The sequence below is a fragment of the Nocardia sp. NPDC056564 genome, assembly GCF_042793755.1.
GTDB lineage: Bacteria > Actinomycetota > Actinomycetes > Mycobacteriales > Mycobacteriaceae > Nocardia.
The window spans coordinates 170,515-193,472 of the sequence record NZ_JBHTUR010000006.1 but is presented as its reverse complement, the minus strand read 5'-3'; the positions used below and the strand labels follow the sequence as shown (position 1 = coordinate 193,472).

Here is a 22,958-nt window from a genome sequence, read left to right as displayed (position 1 = left end):
CTACGGCGGCGGTGGTTCCGGCTGCACACTGTCGGCACTACTGCCAGGATGTGCGCATGGTCGATAGCGCGAATCCCGACGTACCGGTCTCGAACAACGCCTTCGATTACGACGCGGAGCTGCGTCATTACCATCGGCGGTTGCGCGCGGCGATCGAGGTGAAACCCGATGACCAGGTGCTCGACATCGGTTGCGGCACCGGGCAGATCACCCGCGACGCCGCCCGGCTCGCGCATCGGGGCGGCGCGCTCGGGGTGGACATCTCGACCACGATGCTGGCGACCGCGGTTCAGCTCAGCGCCGCCGAGGACGTCGACAACGTGCGCTTCGAACAGGCGGACGCGCAAACCCATCCGTTCCCGCCGGACCAGTTCGACCTCGCCGTCAGCCGATTCGGCACCATGTTCTTCGCCGATCCGGTCGCGGCGTTCACCAATATCGGCCGCGCGTTGCGGCCAGGTGCGCGCCTGGTGCAGCTGGTGTGGCAGGACGGTGGTCAGCAGGAATGGGCCGTCGCGATCCGCACGGCGCTGGCAGGCGCACCGATCGCCGCTCCCGAGGGCGGCGCGTTCTCCCTCGCCGACCCGGAGGTGGCACGGCGCGTGCTCACCGCGGCCGGATTCACCGGCGTCGAGGTCACCGACGCCTCCGAGCCGGTCTACTACGGCACGGATCCCGAGGCCGGTGTCGATTCCGTGCTCGCCTTGCGCATGGCGGGTGAGCTGCTCAGCGAGTTCGACGCCGCCGAAACCGAGCGGGCACTCGATCGCCTCCGCGCGATCATGACCGCACACCACACCGGCGACGGCGTCTGGTTCGGCTCGCGCGCCTGGCTGGTCACGGCCGGGATCTGAGCGGCGGTCAGGGCCAGTACTGCGCGCGAATCCTGCGTTTGAACAGCTTTCCGGTGTCCTCGCGGGGCAGATTGTCATCGAAGACAACGACTTTCGGCACCTTGTAGCCGGCCAGGTTGGCCCGGATGTGGTGGCGCACCGCCTCGGCGGTGACGCCCGCGGCCTCGACGTGGGCGGCGACCGCCTCGCCGAGATCGCTGTCGGGGACGCCGAATACCGCCGCGTCCCGGACGCCGGGCAGTTCGAGCAGGCAGGCCTCGATCTCGGCGGGATAGATGTTGACGCCGCCGGAGATGATCATGTCGGTGCTGCGGTCGTTGAGGTAGAGGAAGCCGTCGTGGTCCAGGTAACCGATGTCGCCGATGTCCAGGAAGCCGTCGCGTTCCATGTCGGCCCGCTTGCCCGGGTTCCGGTGGTAGGTGAAGTTCGGCCAGCCCGTCGGCGGTCGCAGGTAGATCCGGCCGGACTCGCCCGCGGGCAGCAGGTCGCCGGCCTCGGAGTAGATGCGGATCGCCGCGTCCGCGATCGGCGCGCCGACCGTGCCGGGATGGTCGAGCCACTGCTTGCTGTCGCAGGCGACGCAGCCGCCGGTTTCGGAACCGCCGTAGTATTCGCGCACGATCGGTCCGAGCCAATCGATGATGCGGCGCTTGATCTCCGGTGGGCACGGAGCCGCGGCGTGCACGATCACCTTCAGCGAGGACAGGTCGTAGCGGTGGCGGACCGGCTCGGGCAGGCGCAGCAGGCGGACGAACATCGTCGGGACGGCCTGGAAGTGATCGATGCGGTGGGCTTCGATCAGTCGCAGCAGTTCCTCGGGATCGAACCTCGGCATGATCGTGAGGTCGATGCCGGCCGCGGCACTGACGAGACAGTGCACGTTGGGCGCGGTGTGGTAGATCGGCGCGGGAACCAGGGTGCGCATCCCTGGCTCCAGACCGAACGTGCCGAATACCAGCCGGGCGAGGGCCTGGCTCTGTTCGGGCGTGGTCGAATCCCGGATGATGCCCTTCGGCCGCCCGGTGGTGCCCGAGGTGTAGATCATCGATTGCGGTGCCTGCGTGGGCGGTTCGGCCCACGGCTGCTGCGCGGCGAGCCAGTCCTCGTAGTCGAGGTGACGGCCGGTCGCCGGCGCGGATTCCCGGCGCACCTCGATCACGGTCCGGTCGCCGGCGACGGCCTCGACGGTCGGGACCAGATCGGTGTGGGCGAAGATGACCCGGCTGCCGCTGTCGTCGAGCAGGAAGGCGAGTTCGGCGTCCTGCCAATGCCAGTTCACCGGCACCGGTATCGCGCCGAGCAGCCCCGCCCCGAGACTGGCCTCGACGAACGCGACGTCGTTGTGCAGGTAGATCGCCACCCGATCGCCGGCCACAATGCCCTGTCCGGCCAGCCCGCCGGCCACCCGCGCCACCCGCACCCGCAGTTCGTCGTAGTCACGGACCGTCTGCCCACATCGGATCTCGGCCATTTTTCCTCAATCATCGTTGATCGAAACACGTGACCCACCAGCATAATTCGATTCGACCGACGATCGCCGGGGTACGCCGGATGTCGAAGCCGAGGATGCCGCGCCCCGGCGGCCGGCCCGCGGCAGCTGACTCAGGGCAGCTCGGTCAGGGCGCCGTCGCGATACTGCTCGCGGACGAGGTATCTGCGGACTTTGCCGCTGGAGGTCAGGGGAATCGAACCCGAGGTCACCAGAACGACGTCGTCGAGCCGTAATCCGTTGTGCTCGCCCACCGCTCGGCGCACGGCGGTAACGATCTCGCCCCTGTCCACCTCCTCGGCGGCTCGGTCCCGGTTCAGCTCGGCGACGAGAACCAGGGCCGGTTCATCGTGGTCGAGCACCTGGAAGGCCACGCAGCGGTCGGGGCGCAGCGCGGGATGGGAGTCCATCGCGGCGGCTTCGAGGTCGGACGGGTAGTGGTTGTAGCCGTCGACGATGATGAGGTCTTTGCGTCGGCCGGTGACGTAGAGCTGTCCCTCGTGCACGAATCCGAGGTCGCCCGTGCGCAGGAAGCGACCGTCCCGGCCGGTGATGGTGGCGGCGAAGGTGTGTTCGGTCGCCTCCGGTGCGTCCCAGTACCCGACGCCGATGCTGTTGCCGCGCAAGCAGATCTCGCCGACCTGGCCGTCCGGCAGCGGGGTGTTCGTTTCGGGGTCGGTGAGCACGAATTCGTAGGCGTCGTTGAGTTCACCGCTGGCGACCAGGCGGCGGCCGCCGCTCGACACCGGCTCCACCCGGCCCTTGGCGAGTGCGGTCGGATCCACGTCGACGGTGGTGAGCCCGCTGCCCCGGGGTCCGCCGGTCACCAGAAGCGTGGCCTCGGCGAGTCCGTAGCAGGGGAACAGGCTGTGCGCGTCGAAGCCGGACGGGCGGAAGTGATCGGCGAACGACGCCATGGTATCCGCACGAACGGGTTCGGCGCCGCAGAGCGCCACGCGCAGCCGGGACAGGTCGTAGCCCGCGACCTGTTCGGCGGACACTCGCCGCACACAGAGGGCGAAGGAGAAGTTCGGTGCGACGGTATGGGTCGCGCCGAACCGGGACATCGCCGCGATCCAGCGGGCCGGTCGCTGCACAAAGGCCAAGGGCGACATACTGATCACGGTCGAGTCGCTGTACACCGGATAGGTGACCATGCTCAGCAGACCCATGTCGTGGAACGTCGGCAACCAGGCCACGCCGACGCCCGCGCCGATCTGCCCGGTGACCAGCCGGAGATTGGCGAGCACATTCCCGTGGGTGAGCGCGACCCCCTTCGGTTCCCCGGTCGAGCCGGACGAGTACTGCAGATGGGCGATGGTGTCACCCGTGATGCCCGGATCGCGGTAGCCATCGGCCGCGGACAGGTCGACGCGGTCCGTCACCACCGTGCGCAGGCCCGCGAACCCCTCGGCCGTCGCGAGCACCGGCGCGAGCAGCGGCTCGATATCGGCACTGGTGAGCAGCAGCCGCGCACCGGAGTTGCCGGTGATGGACGCCAGCCGGGCGAGACTGTCCGTCAGCTTGTTCGGCTGCGGCGGCGCGACCGGCACGGCGATCACGCCGGCATAGAGGCATCCGTAGAAGCCGACCACGAATTCCAGGCCGGGCGCGTAGAGCAACAACGCCCGCTCCCCCGGCCTGGCCACCGATGCCAGATGCGCGGCCACCGCCCGGGCCGCGCGATCCAGCTGCGGGAACGTCATGGTCGCGGTGACCTCGTCGCCGTCACCGAGGTGCTGGAAACGCACCTCGTCCGGCGTGGCGGCGGCCCTGGCAGTGAGCATGGCCGCGAGGGTGGCGGGTTCGTCCGCGAAATAGGTTGTCATGGTTGCACTCCTGACGTCCGGTGCCGCACAGTCGATCCGGCACTGGCTGATTCGGCCGGGCGCAGCGGATAACGACGGGGCACCCGGTCGCCGACGACGGCCCCGACGTACCGGGTGCCGAGGCCGAAATGATGGACGTATCGCGCGGGCAGATCGACGCCGTCGACGCCCGAAACCTGCTCGCGCCCAGCCGGATCGACGCTCAGCTCGATCGTGTCGGGCGAGACCGTCAGCCCACTGCCCAGCCATTTGAGGTAGCTCTCCTTGGCCACCCAGTGGTGCAGGAACCGGCCTGCGTCCGCGCCGACCCGTTCCACCTCGCGCGGGGTCAGCACCCGCGGCGCCAATCCGGCCAGATCGAAATAGGCGTCCAGCGATTCGGCGTCGACCCCGATCGAGCCGGACCCCGCGATGGCGATGACGGCCAGCCCGGCGGTGTGCGTGAGGTTGAACGCCGGTGCCGCGCAGGCCAAACCCGGCTTGCCGTGCTCCCCCACCGAGAAAACCAGCTCCGCGGGCGGACTTCCCACATACGCGGACAGCACGCGCCGCACGGTCGCGCGGACGCGAATGTAGTCGGCGGCGAACGCGTCGGTATCGAATCGGTCGCTGCGCGCCAGCTCCGCGGCCGACAGCACCAGACGATCAGCGGGGGAACACTTTCCGCTCAGCCCGAACCACCACAGCGCGACACCGTCGGGCGCGATCGTCCGGCGCGGGGCGGTGTCGCCGCTCAGCACGAGCCGAGCACGCAGTGCCGCACCCGCCGGAGCACGGTGTCCCGGTGGGTGATCGGGAAGAAATGCCCGCCCGGCACCAGCCGGATGTCGACCCCGGCCGAACCGCACGCGGTCCACGGCTCGAGTTCGGCCATGGACACGTGCGTGTCAGAGCTGCCGCTGAGCACGGTGATCGGCACGTCCAGCCGCGGCTCCGGCTCGTATCGATAGGTCTGGTCGACCCCGAGGTCCGCCCGCATCAAGTCCAGTACCTGCGCACGCATCTGCGGGTCGTCGAGCACCTCCTCCGGCGTGCCACCGAGGCGGTACACGATCTCCAGCAGCGTCGCGTCGGAGGCCATGCGCACCCACGGCAGCCGCGACGGCTTGTCCGGCGCGCGCCGTCCGGACACGATCAGGTGCGCGGGCCGTGGGCCCGCCCCCGCGCTGAGCCTGCGGGCCAGCTCGTACGCGACCAGGGCGCCCAGGCTGTGCCCGAACAGCACGAACGGCTCGCGCCACGCGCCGTCCAGCACAGCAAGCAGGTCGTCGAGCAGCGGTCCGAGATTCTCGAACGGCTCGTCGCGCATCCGCAGTTCGCGCCCGGGCGGTTGCAGCGGCACCACGTCCACCTCGGGCTGCAACTGCTTACGCCACGGCAGGTAGGTCGACGCGCCGGCCCCGGCGTGCGGCAGGCAATACAGGGTCGTCACCGCGCCGCCGGGCGGCGGGTACGGCATCCATTTACGCGCGTCGATCGCGGGCGCGTTCATCGCCGGTGCTCCGCGGCGAGCGTGCGCACCGTGAGGTAGGCGGGTGGCGGCGGTGGCGGCGCCGGCGACGCGGCCAGCAACGTGATGCCGTCCTGCTCACCGATCTCGGTGAAACCGGCGAATCGATACGTGATGTACATGATCCGATTCCGTTCGGTCGGCACGTATTCCGCGACCAGCCGCGCACCGTCGGCCTGCGCCAGCCGGACCACATGATTCAGCAATACCGTCCCCACTCCGCGCGAGATCACCCGGCACGACATCAGCAGCAGCTTGAGCCGCCACTGCTCGGCACCGCGTTGCGCCAGCGCCAAGCCGACCTGCCCGTAGGTCCCGTACTTGTCTTCCAGCTCGGCCATCAGCAGCACATGATCATCGGAATCCGCATGCGCGGCAAGCTCTTCCGCCGAGTACATCACCCCGGTCGAGTTCAGCTGATTGGTCCGCACGACCAGCTCCTCGGCGCGACCGATGTCGGCCGGGCCTGCCGGACCGATGGTGAACCGCATGTCCAGCGTGGCCAGGAACTCGTCGTTCGTCCCGGAGAACTGATCCTCGGCCGTCGACCGTTCGATGCTCGCCCGGTACATGTGCCGTCGTACCCGCGAATCCGCCGTCACGTGCCTCGGCTGGAATTCCGGCCGGTCCGCCAGCCCCGCCGCCTCCTCCGCGTCGACGCAGAGCACCTCGGGATGGGCGAACCGGACCTCGTCCCGCTCCAGCGCCTGATCATCGACGAACGCCAGGGTATCGATGCCGATATTCAGCCGCTCGGCGATCGTCGCGACCGAGGCGGATTTGTTGTCCCAGCCGATCTGCGGATGCAGGAAGTACTCGGCGATCCCCAGTTCGGTGAGCTTGGCAACGGCGATCTCCGGATCGTTGCGGCTGGCGATGGAATGCAGGATGCCGCGCTCGTCCAGCGCGACGATGGTTTCCCGGATGCCCGGCTTGAGCTCGGTGACCGCGGCGTTCTCCAGCAGGATCCCGTCCCACAGCGTGTGGTCCAGATCCCAGACCACGCACTTGATGTAGCGCGGACGTGCACGCTCGTCTGCTGTCATCGGATTCCCTGCCCTCCCTGATCAATCGACCTCGACGACCCGAGCCTGATTGCGGCAGGCGTCGGTAGCGATGAGCACGTGTTGCATCTGGGTGCTGCCCTCGATGATCTCCATCACCTTCGCGTCGCGCAGATACCGGCCGACCGGATACTCGTCGCTGCATCCCCGCGCGCCGTGCAGTTGCACGGCGTCGTTGGCGGCGGCGACCGCGGCGGTGGCGGCGAATTGTTTGGCGATACAGGTCGACATGATGGTGTCCGGACTACCGGCATCCTTCAGCTGTGCGGCCTCGCGAACCAGCAACCGGGCCGCACGCGTGTTCGTCGCCATCGTGGAGATCATCTGTTGCACGAGTTGGTGTTCGCGCAGCAGCGCCCCGCCCTGGTGCCGCGCGTTGGCGTAGCTCACGCACGCCTGCAGGCACGCCTGCAGGATGCCGACACACCCGGCCGCGACGCTGAACCGGCCGATGTCGAGCACCCCCGTCGCGATGGCCAGCCCCATGCCCTCGGGCCCGATGATCGCGTCGGCCCCGACCCGGCAGCGCTCGAAGACGATCTCCGCGACCTGGCTACCGCGCGTTCCGGTGATGTGCGACACCGGAATTCGGCGGATCCCGGGGCTCGCGGCGTCGACCAGGAACGCGGCGGGCCCGCGCTCGGTGCGGGCGAACACGAGCAGCACGTCGGCCAGCTGGCCACCGGTGACCCACAGCTTGTGGCCGTCGATGACCCACTCGTCACCGTCCCGCTCGGCCGTGGCCCGCACCGCGGCGAAATCGCTGCCCGCCTCGGGCTCGGTGAGGCAGAACGCGCCGAGCGCGGCGCCGGTGACCATATCGGCCCGCCACCGCCGCTTCGCCGTCTCGGTCCCCCACCGATCCAGCGCGTACAACGCCATGGAGTGCACGGTCAGCAGGCTGCGCAGGGCCGAGCACCCGCGGCCCACCTCCTCGTGCGCCCGGGCCAGCGCGATCATGCCCGCACCGGTCCCGCCGTCGGCCGCGGGCAGCACCGCACCCCACAGCCCACGCTCGGCGAACTCGGTCACCATGATCGGGTCGATCCGCGCCGCGCGATCGAATTCGGCCGCCCGCGGCGCGACCACCTCGTCGACGAAGGCGGCCATCGCCGCCCGCGACCAGTCGTGGCGCACCTCGGTCCGCACGGCCATCAGGCCACCTCGGTGACCGTGCCACGACCGTCGCCGAGCCTGCCGACCAGCTCGGTCATCACGTCCACGGTGCGGAAGTTGTCCAGCGTCAGTTCGTCGTTGGGAATCCGGGCATCGAGGTTCTGCTCGATGAACATGACCAGTTCCATCGCGAACAGCGAGTTGACGAAGCCGCTTTCGAAGATGTCGTGGTCGTCCTGCAGCTTCCCGTCGGGGAACCGCTTGGCGACGAATGCACGAAGTTCGGCACGGGCATCGGAGAACATAACTGCGATCCTGTCGATTAGGGGGCACTTGGTTCGGTGGTACGAGCCCTCTCCCTATGTGTACGAGAAGAAGCCCTGGCCGGTTTTCCGGCCGTGTAGTCCGGCGTCCACCATCTTCTTCAGCAGCGGGCACGGGCGATACTTGCTGTCTCCGTAGAACTCCTGGAGGCCCTCGATGCTGTAGAGGATGGTGTCGAGCCCGATCAGGTCCGCCGTCTCCAGCGGCCCCGACGCGTGCCCGAAGCAGGACCGGAAGATCTCGTCGACCTCCGCCGCCGCGGCGACCCCGTCCTGCACCAGGAATATCGCCTCGTTGACCATCAGCATCAACACGCGATTGGACACGAAGCCGGGCATGTCGTTGACCAGGATGCCGCGCTTGTCCAGGTCGGCGAGCAACTGCATCGCGGTGGCGATGGTGGTCTCGGAGGTATGCCAGCCGCGGATCACCTCGACGGTGGATTTCATCGGCACCGGGTTCATGAAGTGCATGCCGATCACCCGGTCCGGGCGGTTGGTCGCCCCGCCGATCTTGGTGATCGGGATGCACGAGGTGTTGGCCGCGAATACCGTTTCGGGCGAACAGATCCGGTCCAGCTCCGGATAGATCTCGGCCTTCAGCGCCCAGTTCTCGGTGATGTTCTCGATGACGAACTCCGCCGGGGCCGCCTCACCGAGATCGGTGGTGTAGGTGACCCGCTGGGTCAGGTCCCCGTACTTCTCGGTGTCGTGACCGAACAGCCGCCCGGTGCGGGCGTATCGGACCACCTCGCTCTCGGCCCGGTCGAGCTGTTCGCGCGAGCGGTCCACGAGCACGACCGAGATCCCGTGCGCCGCAAGGGATTGGGCGAGGCCGGTGCCCATGACGCCGGCCCCGATCACTCCGACGAGTTTCATGTCCGTGCCTTCCTTTCGGCTGTGGCCGCCGCGAGCAGGTAGTCGGCCATGTCGGCGATCGTCGGCGCCTCGAACAGCGCCACCGTCGGGATGACGGCGCGGAACTGCTGTTTGATCGAGTTGATCAGTTGCAGGCCGACCAGCGAATTGCCGCCGGCCTCGAAGAAGTTGTCGTGCGGGCCGACCTGGTCGACGCCGAGGGCCTGCTGCCAGAGCTCGGCGAGGCGGCGCCGGTAGTCCTCGACGGTGCGCTCGGGTGGCTCGGCGGTGGCCTCCGGGGCCGCGGAGGTGTTCGCGCGCAACGGATCGCCGCCGCCGACCCAGGCGTCGAGGCGCTGGTGCAACTGACCCGCGGAGACCACCGCGCGGCGCGGGCCGCCCGCGATGAGCCGGTCGAGCACGGCGAGCGCGTCCGCGGCGGCGAACGAGTACTTGTCCAGCGATTCGGCTACGCCGGGGTGGTCGCCGCGCCGGACGGTCGCCTGCCAGGTGTCCCAGCAGGCGGAGCGCCAGGCGGACCCGCCGGGCAGGCCGCGCGTCGCGGCGAATTGGTCCTGGAACGCGTTGGCGGCGGCGTAGGCCGCGAAGCCGATGCCGCCGAGTACCGCCGACATCGAGGACAGCAGGACGACGAAGTCGGGGCGCTCGCCGCGGAGCGCGTCGGCCACCGCGATGGTGCCGTCGACCTTGGCACGGAAGTGGGCCGCGCTGATCTCCGGGGAGGTCTCGGCGATCGTGGTGAACGCGTCCGGCGACAGCACGCCGGCGGCGTGGATCACGCCGTCGATCGGGCCGAATCGTTTGCGCGCGTTCGCGATTGCCGCGGCGGTGGCCGCTCGATCACCGATGTCGCAGGACTGCACCATTACCTCGGCGCCGGCTTCGATCAGCGCACGCACGGCGGTCGCCTTCGCCAGGGACGCCTCGTCCGCCGCGGCGAGCGATTCCGCGTCGTCGAGATCCGGCAGCGGCGTCCTGGCGAGCAGGACCAGCTTCACCTCGGCCGCCGCGGCGGCCAGGTGCGCCGCGGCCTGGAGTCCGATACTTCCGGTGCCGCCGGTGATGACGTAGACGCCGCCGGCACGCACGTATGGCGTGGGTGCGTCCAGGGTCAGCGGCCGGAAGCGCCGCACCAGCCTGCGCCGGCCGCGGCGAGCGATCGCGGTGTCGGTGCCCGGCCAATCAGTCTCGGCGACAACGGCTTCGGCCAGCTCGTCCCACGAAACGTCCGCATCGTCGACCGGGGTGACCAGGTCGAGGGTACGCACGGCCAGGCCAGGGTATTCCTGTCCGGCGGTCAGCGCGGGACCGGTCACGGTGGTCTTGCCCGGATGCAGATCGTCCTCGGCATCGACGATCTGTGCGTGGTCGGTGACGACCAGTATCCGGCAGCCGTCGATGGCATGGCGGCCCAGCTGCCCGGCCAGTGCCATCAAGCTGTCGAACCCGAGACGCCGATGCGCCGCCACACCGGCGCGCGGGTCGGCGTTCGGGCCGTTCACCGACCACAGATGAACAACGGTGCGCGGCAACAGGTCCCGATCGGCCAGCGCGGCAACCAGGTCCGCGTAGTCGGCCGGCCGGTCGGGCCGGACGCGGTAGCCGTCCGCGCCGGAGACGCCGAATTCGGTTCCCGGAGCGACGGATACCCAGTCGACGCCGTCCAGGATCTTGGCCAGATGCCGGGCCAGTTCGGCACCGCAGCTGTCGGGATCGGTGAAGACGAGGTAGGGGCCCTGCCGGTCCGCGGAATCCGCGGCGGCCGCAACCGTGATCCACTGCGGTTCGAGGACTTCCGGTGCGCCGGTGGCCGCCGGGGCGAGCGCCCTGACCGGGCCGGGCCGGGCCTTCCCCGGTTCCGGCCAGAACTGCTGGTGCTTGAACGAATACGTCGGCAGCGACACCGACATGCCCGGCGAGCCGATGCGCGACCAGTCCACGTCCACACCGCCGGCCCACAGGCGGCCGAGCGTGCGGGCAACGATCATCTCGTCCGGATCGCGCGTCGCGGAGCCGCGCAAGGTCGGCTGCGCCGCGGCCCCGCCGGACCGCGCCAGCGTCTGACTGACCAGGCTGGCCAGCTGACCGGCGCCGAGATCGATCACCACGCACGGGTCCGATTCGGCGAGCGTGTACACCCCCTCGGCGAACTCGACCGTCGAACACATCTGATCCGCCCAGTAGCGCGGATCCCGCGCCTGTGCGTCGGTGATCCAGGTGCCGGTCAGGTTGGACACGAACGGAATGCGCGGCGCGCGCGGTTCGATGTCCGCGAACAACTCGATCAGCCGCTCCCGCAACGGATCCAGCAGCGGCGAGTGCATGGCGCGGGTGGTCGGCACCCGGCGCGCGGCGATCTCGTCCGCGGCGAGGCGCTGCTCCAGCCCGGCGATCGCCTCCTCGGTACCGGCGACCACGATCGTGTTCGGGCTGTTGATCGCGGCGCGGGACAGGTGCGGGCCGAGATACTCCGCGACGCGGTCCGCAGGCGCCGCGACCGTGAGCATCGCGCCGGCTTCGGCCTCGGCGACCAGCTGCGCGCGCCGAACCACCAGCGGTAATGCGACCTCGACCGGGAACACACCGGCCACGCAGGCGGCGGAGTACTCGCCGAGGCTGTAGCCGAGCAGGCCGCTCGGTTCGACCCCGTAGCTCTGCCACATCCGTGCCGCGGCATAGCTCAGCGCGAAGACCACCGCGTGCGCCAGGTCGATCCGGGTGACCAGCTCGCCGGCCGCGGTCGCACCGCTACGCAGAGCGGCGAACGGATCCGACGCCGCCGGTGCCGCATCCGAATACAGTGCCGTGCGCAGGTCCATGCCCAGCGACTCGGCCGCGATCTCGGCACACTGATCGATCGCGGAGCGGAACACCCGGTGCGATCGGTACAGGTCGCGGCCCATCCCGGCGAACTGATCGCCGGTGCCCGGCAACACGAATCGCACGGTCGGCCGCGGCCCCCGCGGTACCGTCGCGACCGGCACCCGGCGCCCGACCTCGTCGAGTGCCTCGGCGGCGTCCAGCAGTGACCGGAACGGGATCGCCGTGCGGCAGGGCATGGCGTCGCGCCCGGTCTGCAAGGTGGCGGCCACGTCGGCCGGCGCGAGTCGCGGATGGCTGCGTAGGTACTCCGAGATCGCGTGCGCGGTGTCGGTCAACGCCTCCGGCGAGCGCGCCGACAACGGCAGAATGTGCCACTGCTGCGCGGAATTCGGTTCGGTCGGGTCGAGCGGCGGCGCGGACACGATGACATGCGCGTTGGTCCCCGACCAGCCGAACGAGCTGACCCCCGCGGTGGCGGTCCGCTGCGCCTCGCGCGGCCACGGAATGTTCTCGTGCGGCAACCGAACCGGACCGGCGGTCCAGTCGATCGCCGGATTCGGTTCCCGCAGATGCAGATTCCGCGGAATGGTCCCCCGGTTCAGCGCGAGCACGGTCTTGATCAACCCGGCCATGCCGGCGGCCCCGGTGAGGTGACCGACGTTCGTCTTCACCGCACCCACGTACAGCGGACGCGCCTGCGCCCTCGCGGCACCGAAAACCTCGGTCAGCGCGCCGATTTCGATCGCGTCCCCGAGCTGGGTGCCCGAGCCGTGCGCCTCGACGAAATCGATGCTGTCCGCGCCGATTCCGGCGTTCTGCTGGGCCGCGCGCAGGACGGCGACCTGCGCGGCGCGGTTCGGCGCGGTGAGCCCGTTGCTCATGCCGTCCTGGTTGACCGCCGATCCGCGCACCACCGCGAGCATCCGGTGCCGGCGAGCCCGCGCGTCGGCGAGCCGTTCGACGACGACCGCGCCGCACCCTTCACCGAGCAGGAACCCGTCCGCCGCCGCGTCGAACGTCTTGCACCGGCCGTCGGCGGCGAGCATTCGCATCTTGCAGGCCTGCTGGTAGGTGTCGGGATGCACGATCGCGCTGACCCCGGCGACCACGGCGCGATCGCACTCTCCGTTGCGAATGCTGTTGATCGCCAAGTGCAATGCCACCAGCGACGACGAACAGGCGGTGTCGACCACCAGGCTCGGCCCGCGCAGGTCGAGCAGATAGGACAGCCGCCCGGCCGCGACGCTGGACGCGCTCCCGAGGCCGACGTACGGGTCGTCCAATTCACCGTGGCCGCGGTGGTCGACCAGCACGTTCGCATACCGCCCGTCGGCCATCATGCCGACGAACACCCCGGTGCGGCTCCCCCGGATCTGCTCCGCCGGGATGGCGGCGTCCTCGAGCGCCGCCCACACCGTCTCCAGCAGCATCCGCTGCTGCGGGTCCATCCGGACCGCCTCGCGCGGCGAGATGCCGAAGAACTGGGCGTCGAACCCGGCGAGATCGTCGACGAACGCGCCCTTGGTCGTGTAGGTCGTCTCCGGGGAATAGGGATCGGGGTCGAAGAATTGCTGTGCGTCCCAGCGTTGCCGGGGCACGTCGGCCGCGGCATCGATGCCGTCGGCGAGGTTGCGCCAGAACAATTGCGGCGTGTTCGCCCCACCGGGGAACCGGCAGGCCATGCCCGCGATGCCCACCGCGTGGTCGTCGGAATCCGGTGCGCGCACCCCGGATATCGGTGCGACCGTCTGCGCGAGCTCGCCGAATTCCGCTGCGGCAGTGTCTATTCGCGCGTCCGTGCCGACCAGCGCGGCACTCAATTGCTCGACCGTCGGATGCTCGTAGAGCAACGTCTCCGGCAGGCTCCGGCCCAGCCACTCCTCCAGCTCACCCGAAAGCCCGACGGCATCCGCCGAGGTCAGACCGTATGCGGCAAAGGTGGTGGTGCGATCGATAGCCGCCGGATTCATTCCGATGATCTGGCTTATCTTTTCTGCCACCCATTCCTCGATCGTTCGCCGATCGAAGCCACCGGACCCCACCCGATTCGTCTCCACCAATACCGCCCTTCAGACATCGGGGTCACGGCCTGAATGCGATCAGGGACAACTCGGCCCCCGGTGGCCCCGAATCTAGCACCGACACACCCACCTCGCAACGCCGCTCACCGCATACTACCGACCTGCACAAATTTGACTAAGGGTCGTTTGGGAAAGGGTATGCTGCTAGCTCACTCCAGGTCACATTCTCTCGTTGTCGACCAGATCTGCAACCCCCCAATAAGGGGGCTACTCATCGAATTCGATCCCCCCGATCGGGGGGTTTACAAACCGGCCGTCCGCTGCCATTAAGATAAAGCGGAACGACCCGTCGGCGAGAAATCGCGAAATGCTACGATGTGAGCAGCGTCACAGGTACTTCAATGGTTACACACCGGTAGGTCGGCTACCTTGAAGGCGGGGTGGGCTACAGGTTTGCCCATCCTGAAGCCGAGGTGTTATGAATTCGAATTAATTGATCAGAGGTCGACATTGCCTGAACTTTACCCGGGGGTAGTCAGCCGATTACTCGGACGCTCAAACACCAACGCCACCAGCAGTTTCCGACCGAAGTCGCGCGCCGCTACATTTCCGACCGCCAGGTCGCAGGACTAAGGATATCCCGTGGAAACTCAGCAGATCAGCTGCTCCACCGAAAGCATTTCGGCCACCTTCGCGGAGCGCACCGATACGCCGTTCGCGAAAACGCTGGACGGCTTGCGCACCAATCCGGATATGAAATTGTTCTGGGACTGCATCTGGACGCCACCGGAAACGCGTGAGCAATTCCTGGAGTACGCCGGCCAGTTACGCCGATTCGCGACCTTCAGCGGCGGGTTGCTCGGACGCAGCCCGGACTTCCTGGCCGGCATCGTCTCCGCCTGGGCCGCCAATGCCGACCATTTCGGCGACGGCGCGGACGCCGTCCGCGAGTTCCACCGCGAATGCCGCGCCGGCAATTGGATCCTCACCCACGCGATCTCCGACATTTCCGAACGCGGGCGCATTTCCGAAGACCACCTACTCAAAGTAGTGGCCAGGGATGCCGACGGTATTTACCTGAGCGGTTTCAAACAGCTCGCGACGCTCGCGCTCTATTCCGACGTGCTGCTGATCTACCCCTACCGCCAGCTGACCCCGGCCGAGGATTACACCGCGCTCTGCGTCGCCATCGAGCCCGACGGCAGCGGCGTCACCGTGCACTCCCGGCCCGGCTTCCGCGGCGCGCACGAGCTGCCGGACCAGTCCATCGACGCACTCGACGAACAGGACGCCATCATCGAGCTGGACCACGCCTTCGTGCCCAACTCGCGCGTCTTCATCGATGGATCCATCGACCGCTGCAACACGCTGCGGGCGGGCACCGGCATGACCCATCCCGCCTGGATCCAGGCCCTCGCCCGGATGGCCGCCAAGGCCGAGATGTACTACGCGCTGGCGCAACGCGTGCTCGACGGCGGCCGGACCTCGGTCAAGGAACCCGCGGTGGTGCTGGCGAAACTGCGTCGCTTCGCGGAGAGCACCGAACGCGATTTCCGCGCCGCGCTCGACTCGGCCGGTTTCGACGAACGCTACGGCTTCTGGGCCGCCGAGCGCAGCCTGCTGCTGCAGGGCATCGGCAACTTCACCGAGCGCATCGAGGGCGCCTCGACGCTGCTCGCGCAGGTCGCCGGGCTGGACCTGATCTGCCCCAAACCCGGGCGTACGACGCAGCACGGCCTCGTTCCGGCCGCACCGCAGCTCTCCGATTGGACGTTGTTCACCAACCTTTCCTCGGGCGCCTACGGATATCGACAGAACAAATACGAGCTGGCCTTCGTCGGTGATCCCGATCGGCTCGCCGCTGGCTGACCGGCGGAGCACCGACCGAAAGAGAGGTATGAACGACATGCTTAACCGGAATCGCCTGATCGAAGCGCTGGAGCCGTTCAGCGGATACGTGCAGTCGGCCGTGCTGTACAACCTGATCGAACACGGTGTGCTGGAACAGATCGTGGTGAACGAGGTCTCGGCGCGCAAAGCGCTGGAGTCGGTGGTCACGACGCCCGAGCGGGTCGAAGCGCTGCAACTGTTCCTGCGCACGGCGGGCTACATCGACAACGATCGGGCCACCGACAAGCTCGTGCGGATCTGGGAGGCGCGCGGCTGGTATCAAATGATGATCGGCGGCTACGGCCGGACCTTCCTGGATATCGGCCGCGGCTTCGCCGACCCCGCCGCGGTGCCGCGCGACGGCCGCATGGTCGGCGTCGGCAGCTGCGAGATCAGTGTGCACGACGCGATACCGCTGATGTACCGGGTGCTCGACCAGCGGGGCAAGAGCTATCGCAGCGGCATCGACCTCGGCTGCGGCAGCGGCATCTTCCTGACCACGCTGGCCGAGAAGTACGCGGACATGCGGCTCACCGGCATCGAGCCGAGCCCCGAGGGCGCCGCGGCCGCGGTGGAATTCGTCGCCGGGTCGGTGCACGCCGACCGGATCGAGATCGTCAACGCGGACGCGATCGGCCATCTCGAGCAGACCGACGCGCACTACGACTTCGGCATCATCAGCTTCGTCATCCACGAAATCCTCGGCCAGGAGGGCGAGAACGGCGTGCGCAGGTTCCTGCGGACGTTGTTCGACAACAACCCCGGCATCGAACTGCTGGTCATCGATATCGACTACTGCTGGGACGACGCGGAGAAGATGCGCGACCCGCACCGCACCAACTACTACAACCACTATTTCCTGCTGCACCCGTTCACCGACCAGCGCCTGGCGCCCAAGCAGTACTGGACGGACCTCTACGACAGCGCGGGACTCGAGGTGGTGGTGGACGACGTCGACACCCCCGGCCTGGACGAGACCGGGATCGTGACCGCAATGCTGTTGCGGGCCAAGGAAAACCGAGATGACTGACTATACCGACAGCCAGGCGGTCTCCCGGCTGAGCTCGGGGCCGCGGACCTTCTTCCGCCTGCCCTACCGGCCGGTCCGGGAGCTGACCGCCGAGGACGGGGTGCACGCCGTCATCCTCGGCGTGCCGATCGACGGTGCGACCGGCTATCGCAGCGGCGCCCGCTTCGGGCCGGAGGCGGTCCGCTCGGCGAGCACGCTGGGCCGGCTGGGCAGCCGGGAACGCGACCTGGTCATCACCGACCTGCTCACCGTCGTCGACGGCGGCGATGTGCACATCGTGCCCGGCTACCACCTGCAAACCCTCGAGCTGATCGAGAGCAGCGTCAGCGCGGTGCACGAGGTCGGCGCGCTGCCGATCCTGGTTGGCGGCGACCACAGCCTGGCGATCGCCGAATTACGCGCGGCCGCACGCAAACACGGGCCGCTGTCGCTGGTGCAGCTGGACGCGCACCGAGACGTGCTGGACAACTACTTCGGCATGAAGCACTTCCACGGCACGGTGTATCGCCGCGCCGCCGAGGAAGGCCTGATCGATCCGACGACCAGCATCCAGATCGGCATGCGCGGCAGCGTGCCCCGGGAGGACCTGGCCGACGACGGCCTCGGTTTCACCGTGATCCACTGCGAGGACGCGCTGGACATCGGCCCGCGCGAACTCGGCCGGATCGTGCGGGACAGGGTCGGGTCGAATCCGGTCGCACTGACCTTCGACATCGACTTCGTCGATCCGTCGTGCGCCCCCGGCACCGGCACCCCCGAGGTCGGCGGGCCCTCCTCGGCGTTCGCGCTGCGGCTGCTGCGCGAGCTCGACCTGCCGGATATCCGCACGGTATCGCTGGTCGAGATCTCGCCGCCGTACGACTCCGCCGACATCACCGCGCACCTCGGCGTCGCGGTGATCTTCGAAATCATGACCATGGCCGCTGCCGCCCGGCGGACCAAGACGCAACAGGATGGTCGTTTGCATGCCAGATAACATCACCGACCTGGAAGTCAAGGCGCTGGTCGACGGGGTCAACCTGTCCGACGGTCATCCACGAATGTCGTTGTCCAGCAGTCAATCCGAGATCGTGGCCGGCTTCCCGGAGGTCTTCGCGCAGACGCGCAAGCTCCCGGTGGACGTGGTCGAGCGGAGTGCGCGCACCGCGTTCCTGTCCTCGATCGGGCAGCACGGCGCGCTGGCCGACGACGTCGTCTTCCGCAGCTGCTACTCCTCCTCGACCGCGATCGACATGATCGGCAAGGCGATTCGCCTCGCCGACCGCCGAGTGGCGATGGTGGAGCCGACGTTCGACAACCTGCACGACCTGCTGGCCGGTCACGGGCTGTCCATCCACGCGGTGGCCGAGTCCGAATTGGCCTGCGGCACACTCGAAGACGTGATCCCCGCGCACGGCGTGCTGTTCACCGTCTCGCCGAACAATCCGACGGGCACCGTCATCGACGCCGATCGCCTGCACCAGATCGCCGCCGCGTGCGCCGACCGCGACACCGTGCTGGTCATCGACTCCTGCTTCCGCGCACAGGATCTGCGCGCCCAGTACGACATGTACGCCGTGCTCGGTCAGTACGACCTCGACTGGGCGACCATCGAGGACACCGGAAAGCTGTGGCCCCTACAGGAATTGAAGGCCGGTTTCCTGAACTGGAACGCGGGCAACCCGCTCCCGCTCGCCCGGATGTACTCCGACCACATGCTCTCCGCGTCGCCGTTCATCCTGCGAATCGTCGAATTGTTCGCCGAGGACGGCCGGCACGGCGGCTACGACCGGCTGCGCGGCGGCATCCAGAGCAACCGCACCCTGGCCCGCGACCACATCAACCTGGCACCGGCCTATCCTGAATCCAGGATCTCCGTCGATACATTCCGGCTGCCGGAAGGCGTCGAGGCCAGCGCGCTCTACACCGAACTCGGTGAGATCGGGGTGCACGTGCTGCCCGGCGAGCTGTTCTACTGGGCCCAGCCGAAACTCGGCACCGATCTGATCCGAATCTCGCTGGCGCGCGATCCGGAAGCCATCGTCACCGGCTGCCAGCGCGTGGACCAGCACCTAGAGGCATGGAGGCGTGTTGTCATCAGGTGATCGCGCAACGGTGGTCCTGTTACAGGCGAAACAGTCGCTCGGCACGGTCGGGCTGGCCGAGTTCGGCTCGGCCGTCACGGCCACCGGCGCCGAACTACGGATTCTGCGCACCGGCGAGGTACCGCTGATCCGCGAAGGCGATGTGGCACTGCACGATATCGGCGACGAACGAATCGCCGACATCGACGAGTGGGCGTCGCTGATCCCGGCCGCGACCACCGCGATCGTCACCAATGACGAGTACCTGCTCGGTGTCGCCGCACGGCTGTGCGGCGATCTGGGCCTGCCGACACCCATCCCCGCGGGCTCGCTGGAGAACTACCGGCACAAGGGCGTCATGCGCCGCACCCTGGAGGCGGCCGGCATCCCGGTCCCGGAGACCCTGATCATCGCCGGCGGCAGCGTCGAAAAGGCGGGCGGCTGCACCGGATTCGCCGACGACGAGCTGGTGATCGTCAAACCCGCCGCCGAGGCCAACCTGCGCGGCATCCGGACCGAACGGTTCGGCGCCGTCGATCTCACCGCGCTGAGCGACGATCTGGTGGAACGACTACTCGACGGCCCGCAATACCATTCCGAAGTGCTCGTCGTGAACGGCACTGTGACGCATCTGTTCTCGGGGCTCTACATCCGCTCGCTGCTCGATCTCACCCGCGGCGGCGGCTCCGGCTCGGCCAGGACCGACCCGGCGACCGAGGCGAAGCTGGCCGACCTGGCGATCCGGACGTGCACCGCCCTCGGCCTCGACGGCACATTCACCGCGCACGTCGAATACTTGTCCAGCGGTGGCGCTTTCGAGGACGTCGTGGTCAGCGAGGTGTGTGCGCGGGCATCCGGCGGCGAGGTCCCGTTCCAGTCCAGGATCATCACCGGCATCGATCTGGAACTGCTCAATCTCCGGGTGCAGGCCGGGCTCGGCTGGGACGAACCGAAGGCCGACGCCGACGCCTCCGGCGGCTGGATGTGGCGCGTCGGCCAGCCGATCGCCGGCGCCGAACTCATCGAAAACCATAACGTCGAAGCCACCTTCGACCGCATCCGGCTCGGCGGACGCGCGCGGCTCACCGGCCGCACCGACGCCGTACTGGCCGCGCTCGAACTGCTGGCCACCGCGAACGAGGTGCCGTGAGTGGCGAGTGAGCGCAGGCCCATCGATCGGTCCCGGCGGCACGGGAAACCGTTGACCGACTTCGCCTTCCAGGAGTGGAAGGCGCCGACGCTGCCGCCGCCGTGGGAGCTCACCCCGGTCACGCCGGACACCCCGGCCGAGATCGACCAGGTGGTCGAGTGGATGGCGCGACCGCACGTCGAGTTCGCGATGCACAAGGACTGGGACCGGGCCGGCTGGCAGGACGAGATCGAATTCCAGTTCTCCGACAACAAGACCCGGCCCTTCCTCGTCGGCCAGGACGGCAGGCACGGCGGGTACGCCGAGCTGTACTTCGCCGCGCTCGACGTGGTCGCCGACTACTACGACACGCCCGAACACGATATGGGCATGCACGGCTGCATCGGCGAACCCGACTACTTCGGCTACGCCCTGCCGTTCTGGGTCGCGCTCATCGCCGGCCTGTTCGAGACCTATCCGGAGTGCACCGGCGTGATCTCGGACCCGTCCGCCGCGAATCAGCTGGTACGCACGCTGAATCGGAGCGTGTGCAAGGTGGTGGACGGCCACGAGCTCGGCGAGATCGATCTGCCGCACAAACAGGCCGCGCTGTTCCGGTTCGAGCGCGCGAACTTCTATGCCGCAATGCAACGCCAAGGGGGTGTCGACGTTGTCCTCCGTGAACTCGGTGGTCACTGATCCTGTTCGCTGGTTCCTACTACACGGCCCGCTCCGCCTGCTGCCCGACTCGATGCTGGGTGACGCCGACGACGTCGGCCGGCTCTTCCTCCGGCCACCGGCCAAGGGCGACCCATACCGGGCGACCCTGACGAAGATCGGCGCGTCGGCCGGCGTGCACGACAGCGCGGCCGGCCTGGTGATCACCGGATACGAAGAGAGCGAGGAGATCCTGCGCAGCAACGACTGGTCGGCGGACCAGCCCGTTGCGATTCCGCCGACCGCCGGGTTCTACCGCTGGCTGACCAAGCGGTCGGTGCCCATCGCGCTGGACGCCCCCGCCCTGGTCTTCATGGATCCGCCCGAGCACACCCGGCTGCGCAAGCTGGTCTTCCCGATGTTCACCCACCGCGCGGTGACCGGCTCGGTCGACATCATCACCAAGCACACCGACGCGGTGCTCGCCGAACTCGACGGCCGCGAGAACATCGACCTGGTCGCGGATTTCGCCCGCAAGATCCCGATCCGGGTCATCTCCGACTTTCTCGGCATCCCCGATCTCGGCGACGACATGCTCGACTCGCTCGGCGGACACGGCGCAAAGCTGCTCGATGTCGGCATCACCTTCCCGGAATACCGGCGCGGGATGACCGAGGCGCGCAAGTTCACCAAGTTCGTCGAGGACTGCACCAAGGACCCGGACATGCTCCAGGACGGGTTCCTCAAGGACTGCGTCCGGATGCACGCCGGCGGCGAACTCACCTTCGCCGAGCTGCTGACCCTGGTCGGGTTCGTCTTCGCGGCCGGCTTCGAGACCACGGTCAGTTTCATCGCGAATTCCATCGTCACGGTGCTGGAACACGGACTCGGCACCGAGGTGCTCGCCGACGGACGCCTGACCGACCCCTGGTTCGAGGAGCTGCTCCGCTACGACTCCCCCATCCAGCTCACCCATCGCACCGCGCGGGTGGAGACCAAGATCGGCCACCGGGTCGTCGCGCCCGGCACCGGGGCCCTGATCTGGGTGGGCGCGGTCAATCACGACGCGCGCGCCTATCCGAATCCGGGCCGGCTCGACGTCGAAAACGTCGCGGCGCGAACGAGTATGAGCTTCTCCACCGGCGTGCACCGGTGCCTCGGCGCGTCGTTGGCGAAGGTACAGGGGCAGGTCGCGGTCGGCAGCTTCCTCTCCGCGTACCCGGACGCCCGGCTGCTGCCGGGCCGGCAATGGCGGGATTCGATTGTCCTGCACGGACATATCCGAGTTCCCTTGGCGTTGACCAGCGAACGCTGATGGGCGCCGTCACGGTGGATCCGACGACGCTCTACTGTCTCGGCGCCTCCACCGACGCGGCCGCCGTCGCCGACGAACTGCGCGGGCTCGGGGTGCGCGTCGAACCGGCCGCGGCGGGAACGGTGCTCGCGCACACGATGATCGCGCTCGCCGCGCACGACCTCACCGACGCCGAGCTGGCCGAAACCGCGGCCGCGACCACGGATTCCTGGGTGCACCTGGTCTCGTCCGGGCCCAGCTACCCGCACATCCCCGAGCTCGCGCGGAACAATCTCGTGACCAGAAGCGCGCGGGCCTATGCGCCGTCGCTGTCGGAGTATGTGATCGCCCAGCACGTACTGCACTGTGCCAGGGACACGTTCGAGGAGGTACCGAAGCCCTTCCACCGGCGCGCCGCCCTCGTGGTCGGGTACGGGGCGTTCGGCCACACCGTCGCGGCGACGCTGGCCGGACTCGGTGCCACCGTGACCGTGGTCCGTCCGCGTTCGCGCACCGCGCATCCCTTCGGCAGCACCGAGGCGGCGCCGCTCGACCGCCTGCCGAACCGGTTCGCCCACCTGATGGTGGTCGCGCTGCCCGGACTGCCCGAGGTCACCGGCTTCATCGATGACGCGCTGCTGCGCTGTCTGCGCCTGGACGGTCACCTGATCAATCCGGCGCGATCGTCCCCCGTCGACGCCGACGCGCTGCTGCGCTGGCTGGCCGCGGGCACCGGCAGGCTCACCACCGACGTCGAGACCGATGACCGCGCGGAGTTGTTGCGCCCCTGGGCCGCCAAGGGGCGGGTCACACTCACCCCGCACATCGCCTGGCGGCCGTGGGACGGGGATCCGCTGTATCACCGAGATTGGGCGGCGATCTTCACCGCGGGCACCCACGCCGCGCCGACGATGCGGGAGCGGTCCCTGTGCCTCGACCCGCGGACGATCGCCACGGACTACCTGATTCCCTGACCACCCGTCCCAC

At 68.6% G+C, this 22,958-nt stretch carries 18 protein-coding genes; 9 read left to right on the top strand and 9 right to left on the bottom strand.

Annotated features, from left to right (window positions below; translation table 11 throughout):
* Positions 1-56 precede the first annotated feature (56 nt).
* Positions 57-854 carry a class I SAM-dependent methyltransferase gene (locus ACFQ9K_RS17945; RefSeq protein ID WP_378715582.1) on the top strand — a complete coding sequence of 266 codons (798 nt, stop codon included), beginning with the start codon at positions 57-59 and terminating at the stop codon, positions 852-854.
* Positions 855-861: 7 nt separating this feature from the next.
* Here the strand turns inward: ACFQ9K_RS17945 and ACFQ9K_RS17940 are convergent, their stop codons facing one another.
* The 9 genes from ACFQ9K_RS17940 to ACFQ9K_RS17900 all read right to left on the bottom strand — a co-directional run bounded on the left by ACFQ9K_RS17940 (position 862) and on the right by ACFQ9K_RS17900 (position 13,887).
* On the bottom strand, positions 862-2,325 hold the full coding sequence (locus tag ACFQ9K_RS17940) for an AMP-binding protein (RefSeq protein WP_378715584.1): 1,464 nt from the start codon (positions 2,323-2,325) through the stop codon (positions 862-864).
* Between the two features lie 131 nt (positions 2,326-2,456).
* Positions 2,457-4,172 carry a fatty acyl-AMP ligase gene (locus tag ACFQ9K_RS17935; protein ID WP_378715587.1) on the bottom strand — a complete coding sequence of 572 codons (1,716 nt, stop codon included), beginning with the start codon at positions 4,170-4,172 and terminating at the stop codon, positions 2,457-2,459.
* Positions 4,169-4,912, bottom strand: a complete 744-nt coding sequence (locus ACFQ9K_RS17930) for a 4'-phosphopantetheinyl transferase family protein (protein WP_378715590.1) — start codon at positions 4,910-4,912, stop codon at positions 4,169-4,171. The genes ACFQ9K_RS17935 and ACFQ9K_RS17930 overlap by 4 nt, the downstream gene beginning before the upstream one ends.
* Entirely contained in the window at positions 4,906-5,664 is a 759-nt protein-coding gene (locus tag ACFQ9K_RS17925) for a thioesterase II family protein (RefSeq protein ID WP_378715593.1), read from the bottom strand. The genes ACFQ9K_RS17930 and ACFQ9K_RS17925 overlap by 7 nt, the downstream gene beginning before the upstream one ends.
* Positions 5,661-6,728 carry an HAD-IIIC family phosphatase gene (locus tag ACFQ9K_RS17920; RefSeq protein WP_378715596.1) on the bottom strand — a complete coding sequence of 356 codons (1,068 nt, stop codon included), beginning with the start codon at positions 6,726-6,728 and terminating at the stop codon, positions 5,661-5,663. Before ACFQ9K_RS17920 ends, ACFQ9K_RS17925 begins: the two co-directional genes overlap by 4 nt.
* A gap of 21 nt (positions 6,729-6,749) precedes the next feature.
* A complete protein-coding gene (locus ACFQ9K_RS17915; RefSeq protein ID WP_378715599.1) occupies positions 6,750-7,901 on the bottom strand; it encodes an acyl-CoA dehydrogenase family protein in 1,152 nt (383 codons plus the stop codon).
* The gene (locus ACFQ9K_RS17910) at positions 7,901-8,167 is read right to left on the bottom strand and encodes an acyl carrier protein (RefSeq protein ID WP_378715602.1); all 267 of its coding nucleotides are present in this window, start codon (positions 8,165-8,167) and stop codon (positions 7,901-7,903) included. Before ACFQ9K_RS17910 ends, ACFQ9K_RS17915 begins: the two co-directional genes overlap by 1 nt.
* Positions 8,168-8,221: 54 nt before the next feature.
* Positions 8,222-9,064: a 3-hydroxyacyl-CoA dehydrogenase family protein gene (locus ACFQ9K_RS17905; RefSeq protein ID WP_378715604.1), complete on the bottom strand. Its 843-nt coding sequence runs from the start codon at positions 9,062-9,064 to the stop codon at positions 8,222-8,224.
* The gene (locus ACFQ9K_RS17900) at positions 9,061-13,887 is read right to left on the bottom strand and encodes an SDR family NAD(P)-dependent oxidoreductase (RefSeq protein ID WP_378715606.1); all 4,827 of its coding nucleotides are present in this window, start codon (positions 13,885-13,887) and stop codon (positions 9,061-9,063) included. The genes ACFQ9K_RS17905 and ACFQ9K_RS17900 overlap by 4 nt, the downstream gene beginning before the upstream one ends.
* 663 nt (positions 13,888-14,550) lie before the next feature.
* On the opposite strand from ACFQ9K_RS17900, the gene ACFQ9K_RS17895 reads away from it, so the two are divergent.
* From ACFQ9K_RS17895 to ACFQ9K_RS17860, 8 genes are read left to right on the top strand one after another with little or no spacing between them, the layout of a single operon-like run.
* Complete coding sequence (locus tag ACFQ9K_RS17895; protein WP_378715608.1) at positions 14,551-15,777, top strand: 4-hydroxyphenylacetate 3-hydroxylase N-terminal domain-containing protein; 1,227 nt, start codon at positions 14,551-14,553, stop codon at positions 15,775-15,777.
* 28 nt (positions 15,778-15,805) lie between these two features.
* On the top strand, positions 15,806-16,828 hold the full coding sequence (locus ACFQ9K_RS17890; RefSeq protein WP_378715610.1) for a methyltransferase domain-containing protein: 1,023 nt from the start codon (positions 15,806-15,808) through the stop codon (positions 16,826-16,828).
* Positions 16,821-17,804 (top strand): arginase family protein, encoded by a 984-nt coding sequence (locus ACFQ9K_RS17885; protein ID WP_378715613.1) that lies wholly within the window; start codon positions 16,821-16,823, stop codon positions 17,802-17,804. The genes ACFQ9K_RS17890 and ACFQ9K_RS17885 overlap by 8 nt, the downstream gene beginning before the upstream one ends.
* On the top strand, positions 17,794-18,912 hold the full coding sequence (locus ACFQ9K_RS17880) for a pyridoxal phosphate-dependent aminotransferase (protein WP_378715615.1): 1,119 nt from the start codon (positions 17,794-17,796) through the stop codon (positions 18,910-18,912). Before ACFQ9K_RS17885 ends, ACFQ9K_RS17880 begins: the two co-directional genes overlap by 11 nt.
* Positions 18,899-20,041: an acetyl-CoA carboxylase biotin carboxylase subunit family protein gene (locus tag ACFQ9K_RS17875; protein ID WP_378715617.1), complete on the top strand. Its 1,143-nt coding sequence runs from the start codon at positions 18,899-18,901 to the stop codon at positions 20,039-20,041. The genes ACFQ9K_RS17880 and ACFQ9K_RS17875 overlap by 14 nt, the downstream gene beginning before the upstream one ends.
* On the top strand, positions 20,042-20,719 hold the full coding sequence (locus ACFQ9K_RS17870; RefSeq protein ID WP_378715619.1) for a GNAT family N-acetyltransferase: 678 nt from the start codon (positions 20,042-20,044) through the stop codon (positions 20,717-20,719).
* Complete coding sequence (locus ACFQ9K_RS17865) at positions 20,709-21,992, top strand: cytochrome P450 (RefSeq protein WP_378715621.1); 1,284 nt, start codon at positions 20,709-20,711, stop codon at positions 21,990-21,992. Before ACFQ9K_RS17870 ends, ACFQ9K_RS17865 begins: the two co-directional genes overlap by 11 nt.
* On the top strand, positions 21,992-22,945 hold the full coding sequence (locus tag ACFQ9K_RS17860; RefSeq protein ID WP_378715624.1) for an NAD(P)-dependent oxidoreductase: 954 nt from the start codon (positions 21,992-21,994) through the stop codon (positions 22,943-22,945). The genes ACFQ9K_RS17865 and ACFQ9K_RS17860 overlap by 1 nt, the downstream gene beginning before the upstream one ends.
* The last annotated feature ends 13 nt before the right edge of the window (positions 22,946-22,958 follow it).

Coding starts and splice junctions, on each gene's coding strand:
- ACFQ9K_RS17945 (WP_378715582.1), top strand. CDS start 57: ATGGTCGATAGCGCGAATCCCGACGTACCGGTCTCGAACAACGCCTTC.
- ACFQ9K_RS17940 (WP_378715584.1), bottom strand. CDS start 2,325: ATGGCCGAGATCCGATGTGGGCAGACGGTCCGTGACTACGACGAACTG.
- ACFQ9K_RS17935 (WP_378715587.1), bottom strand. CDS start 4,172: ATGACAACCTATTTCGCGGACGAACCCGCCACCCTCGCGGCCATGCTC.
- ACFQ9K_RS17925 (WP_378715593.1), bottom strand. CDS start 5,664: ATGAACGCGCCCGCGATCGACGCGCGTAAATGGATGCCGTACCCGCCG.
- ACFQ9K_RS17920 (WP_378715596.1), bottom strand. CDS start 6,728: ATGACAGCAGACGAGCGTGCACGTCCGCGCTACATCAAGTGCGTGGTC.
- ACFQ9K_RS17915 (WP_378715599.1), bottom strand. CDS start 7,901: ATGGCCGTGCGGACCGAGGTGCGCCACGACTGGTCGCGGGCGGCGATG.
- ACFQ9K_RS17910 (WP_378715602.1), bottom strand. CDS start 8,167: ATGTTCTCCGATGCCCGTGCCGAACTTCGTGCATTCGTCGCCAAGCGG.
- ACFQ9K_RS17905 (WP_378715604.1), bottom strand. CDS start 9,064: ATGAAACTCGTCGGAGTGATCGGGGCCGGCGTCATGGGCACCGGCCTC.
- ACFQ9K_RS17890 (WP_378715610.1), top strand. CDS start 15,806: ATGAACGACATGCTTAACCGGAATCGCCTGATCGAAGCGCTGGAGCCG.
- ACFQ9K_RS17885 (WP_378715613.1), top strand. CDS start 16,821: ATGACTGACTATACCGACAGCCAGGCGGTCTCCCGGCTGAGCTCGGGG.
- ACFQ9K_RS17880 (WP_378715615.1), top strand. CDS start 17,794: ATGCCAGATAACATCACCGACCTGGAAGTCAAGGCGCTGGTCGACGGG.
- ACFQ9K_RS17860 (WP_378715624.1), top strand. CDS start 21,992: ATGGGCGCCGTCACGGTGGATCCGACGACGCTCTACTGTCTCGGCGCC.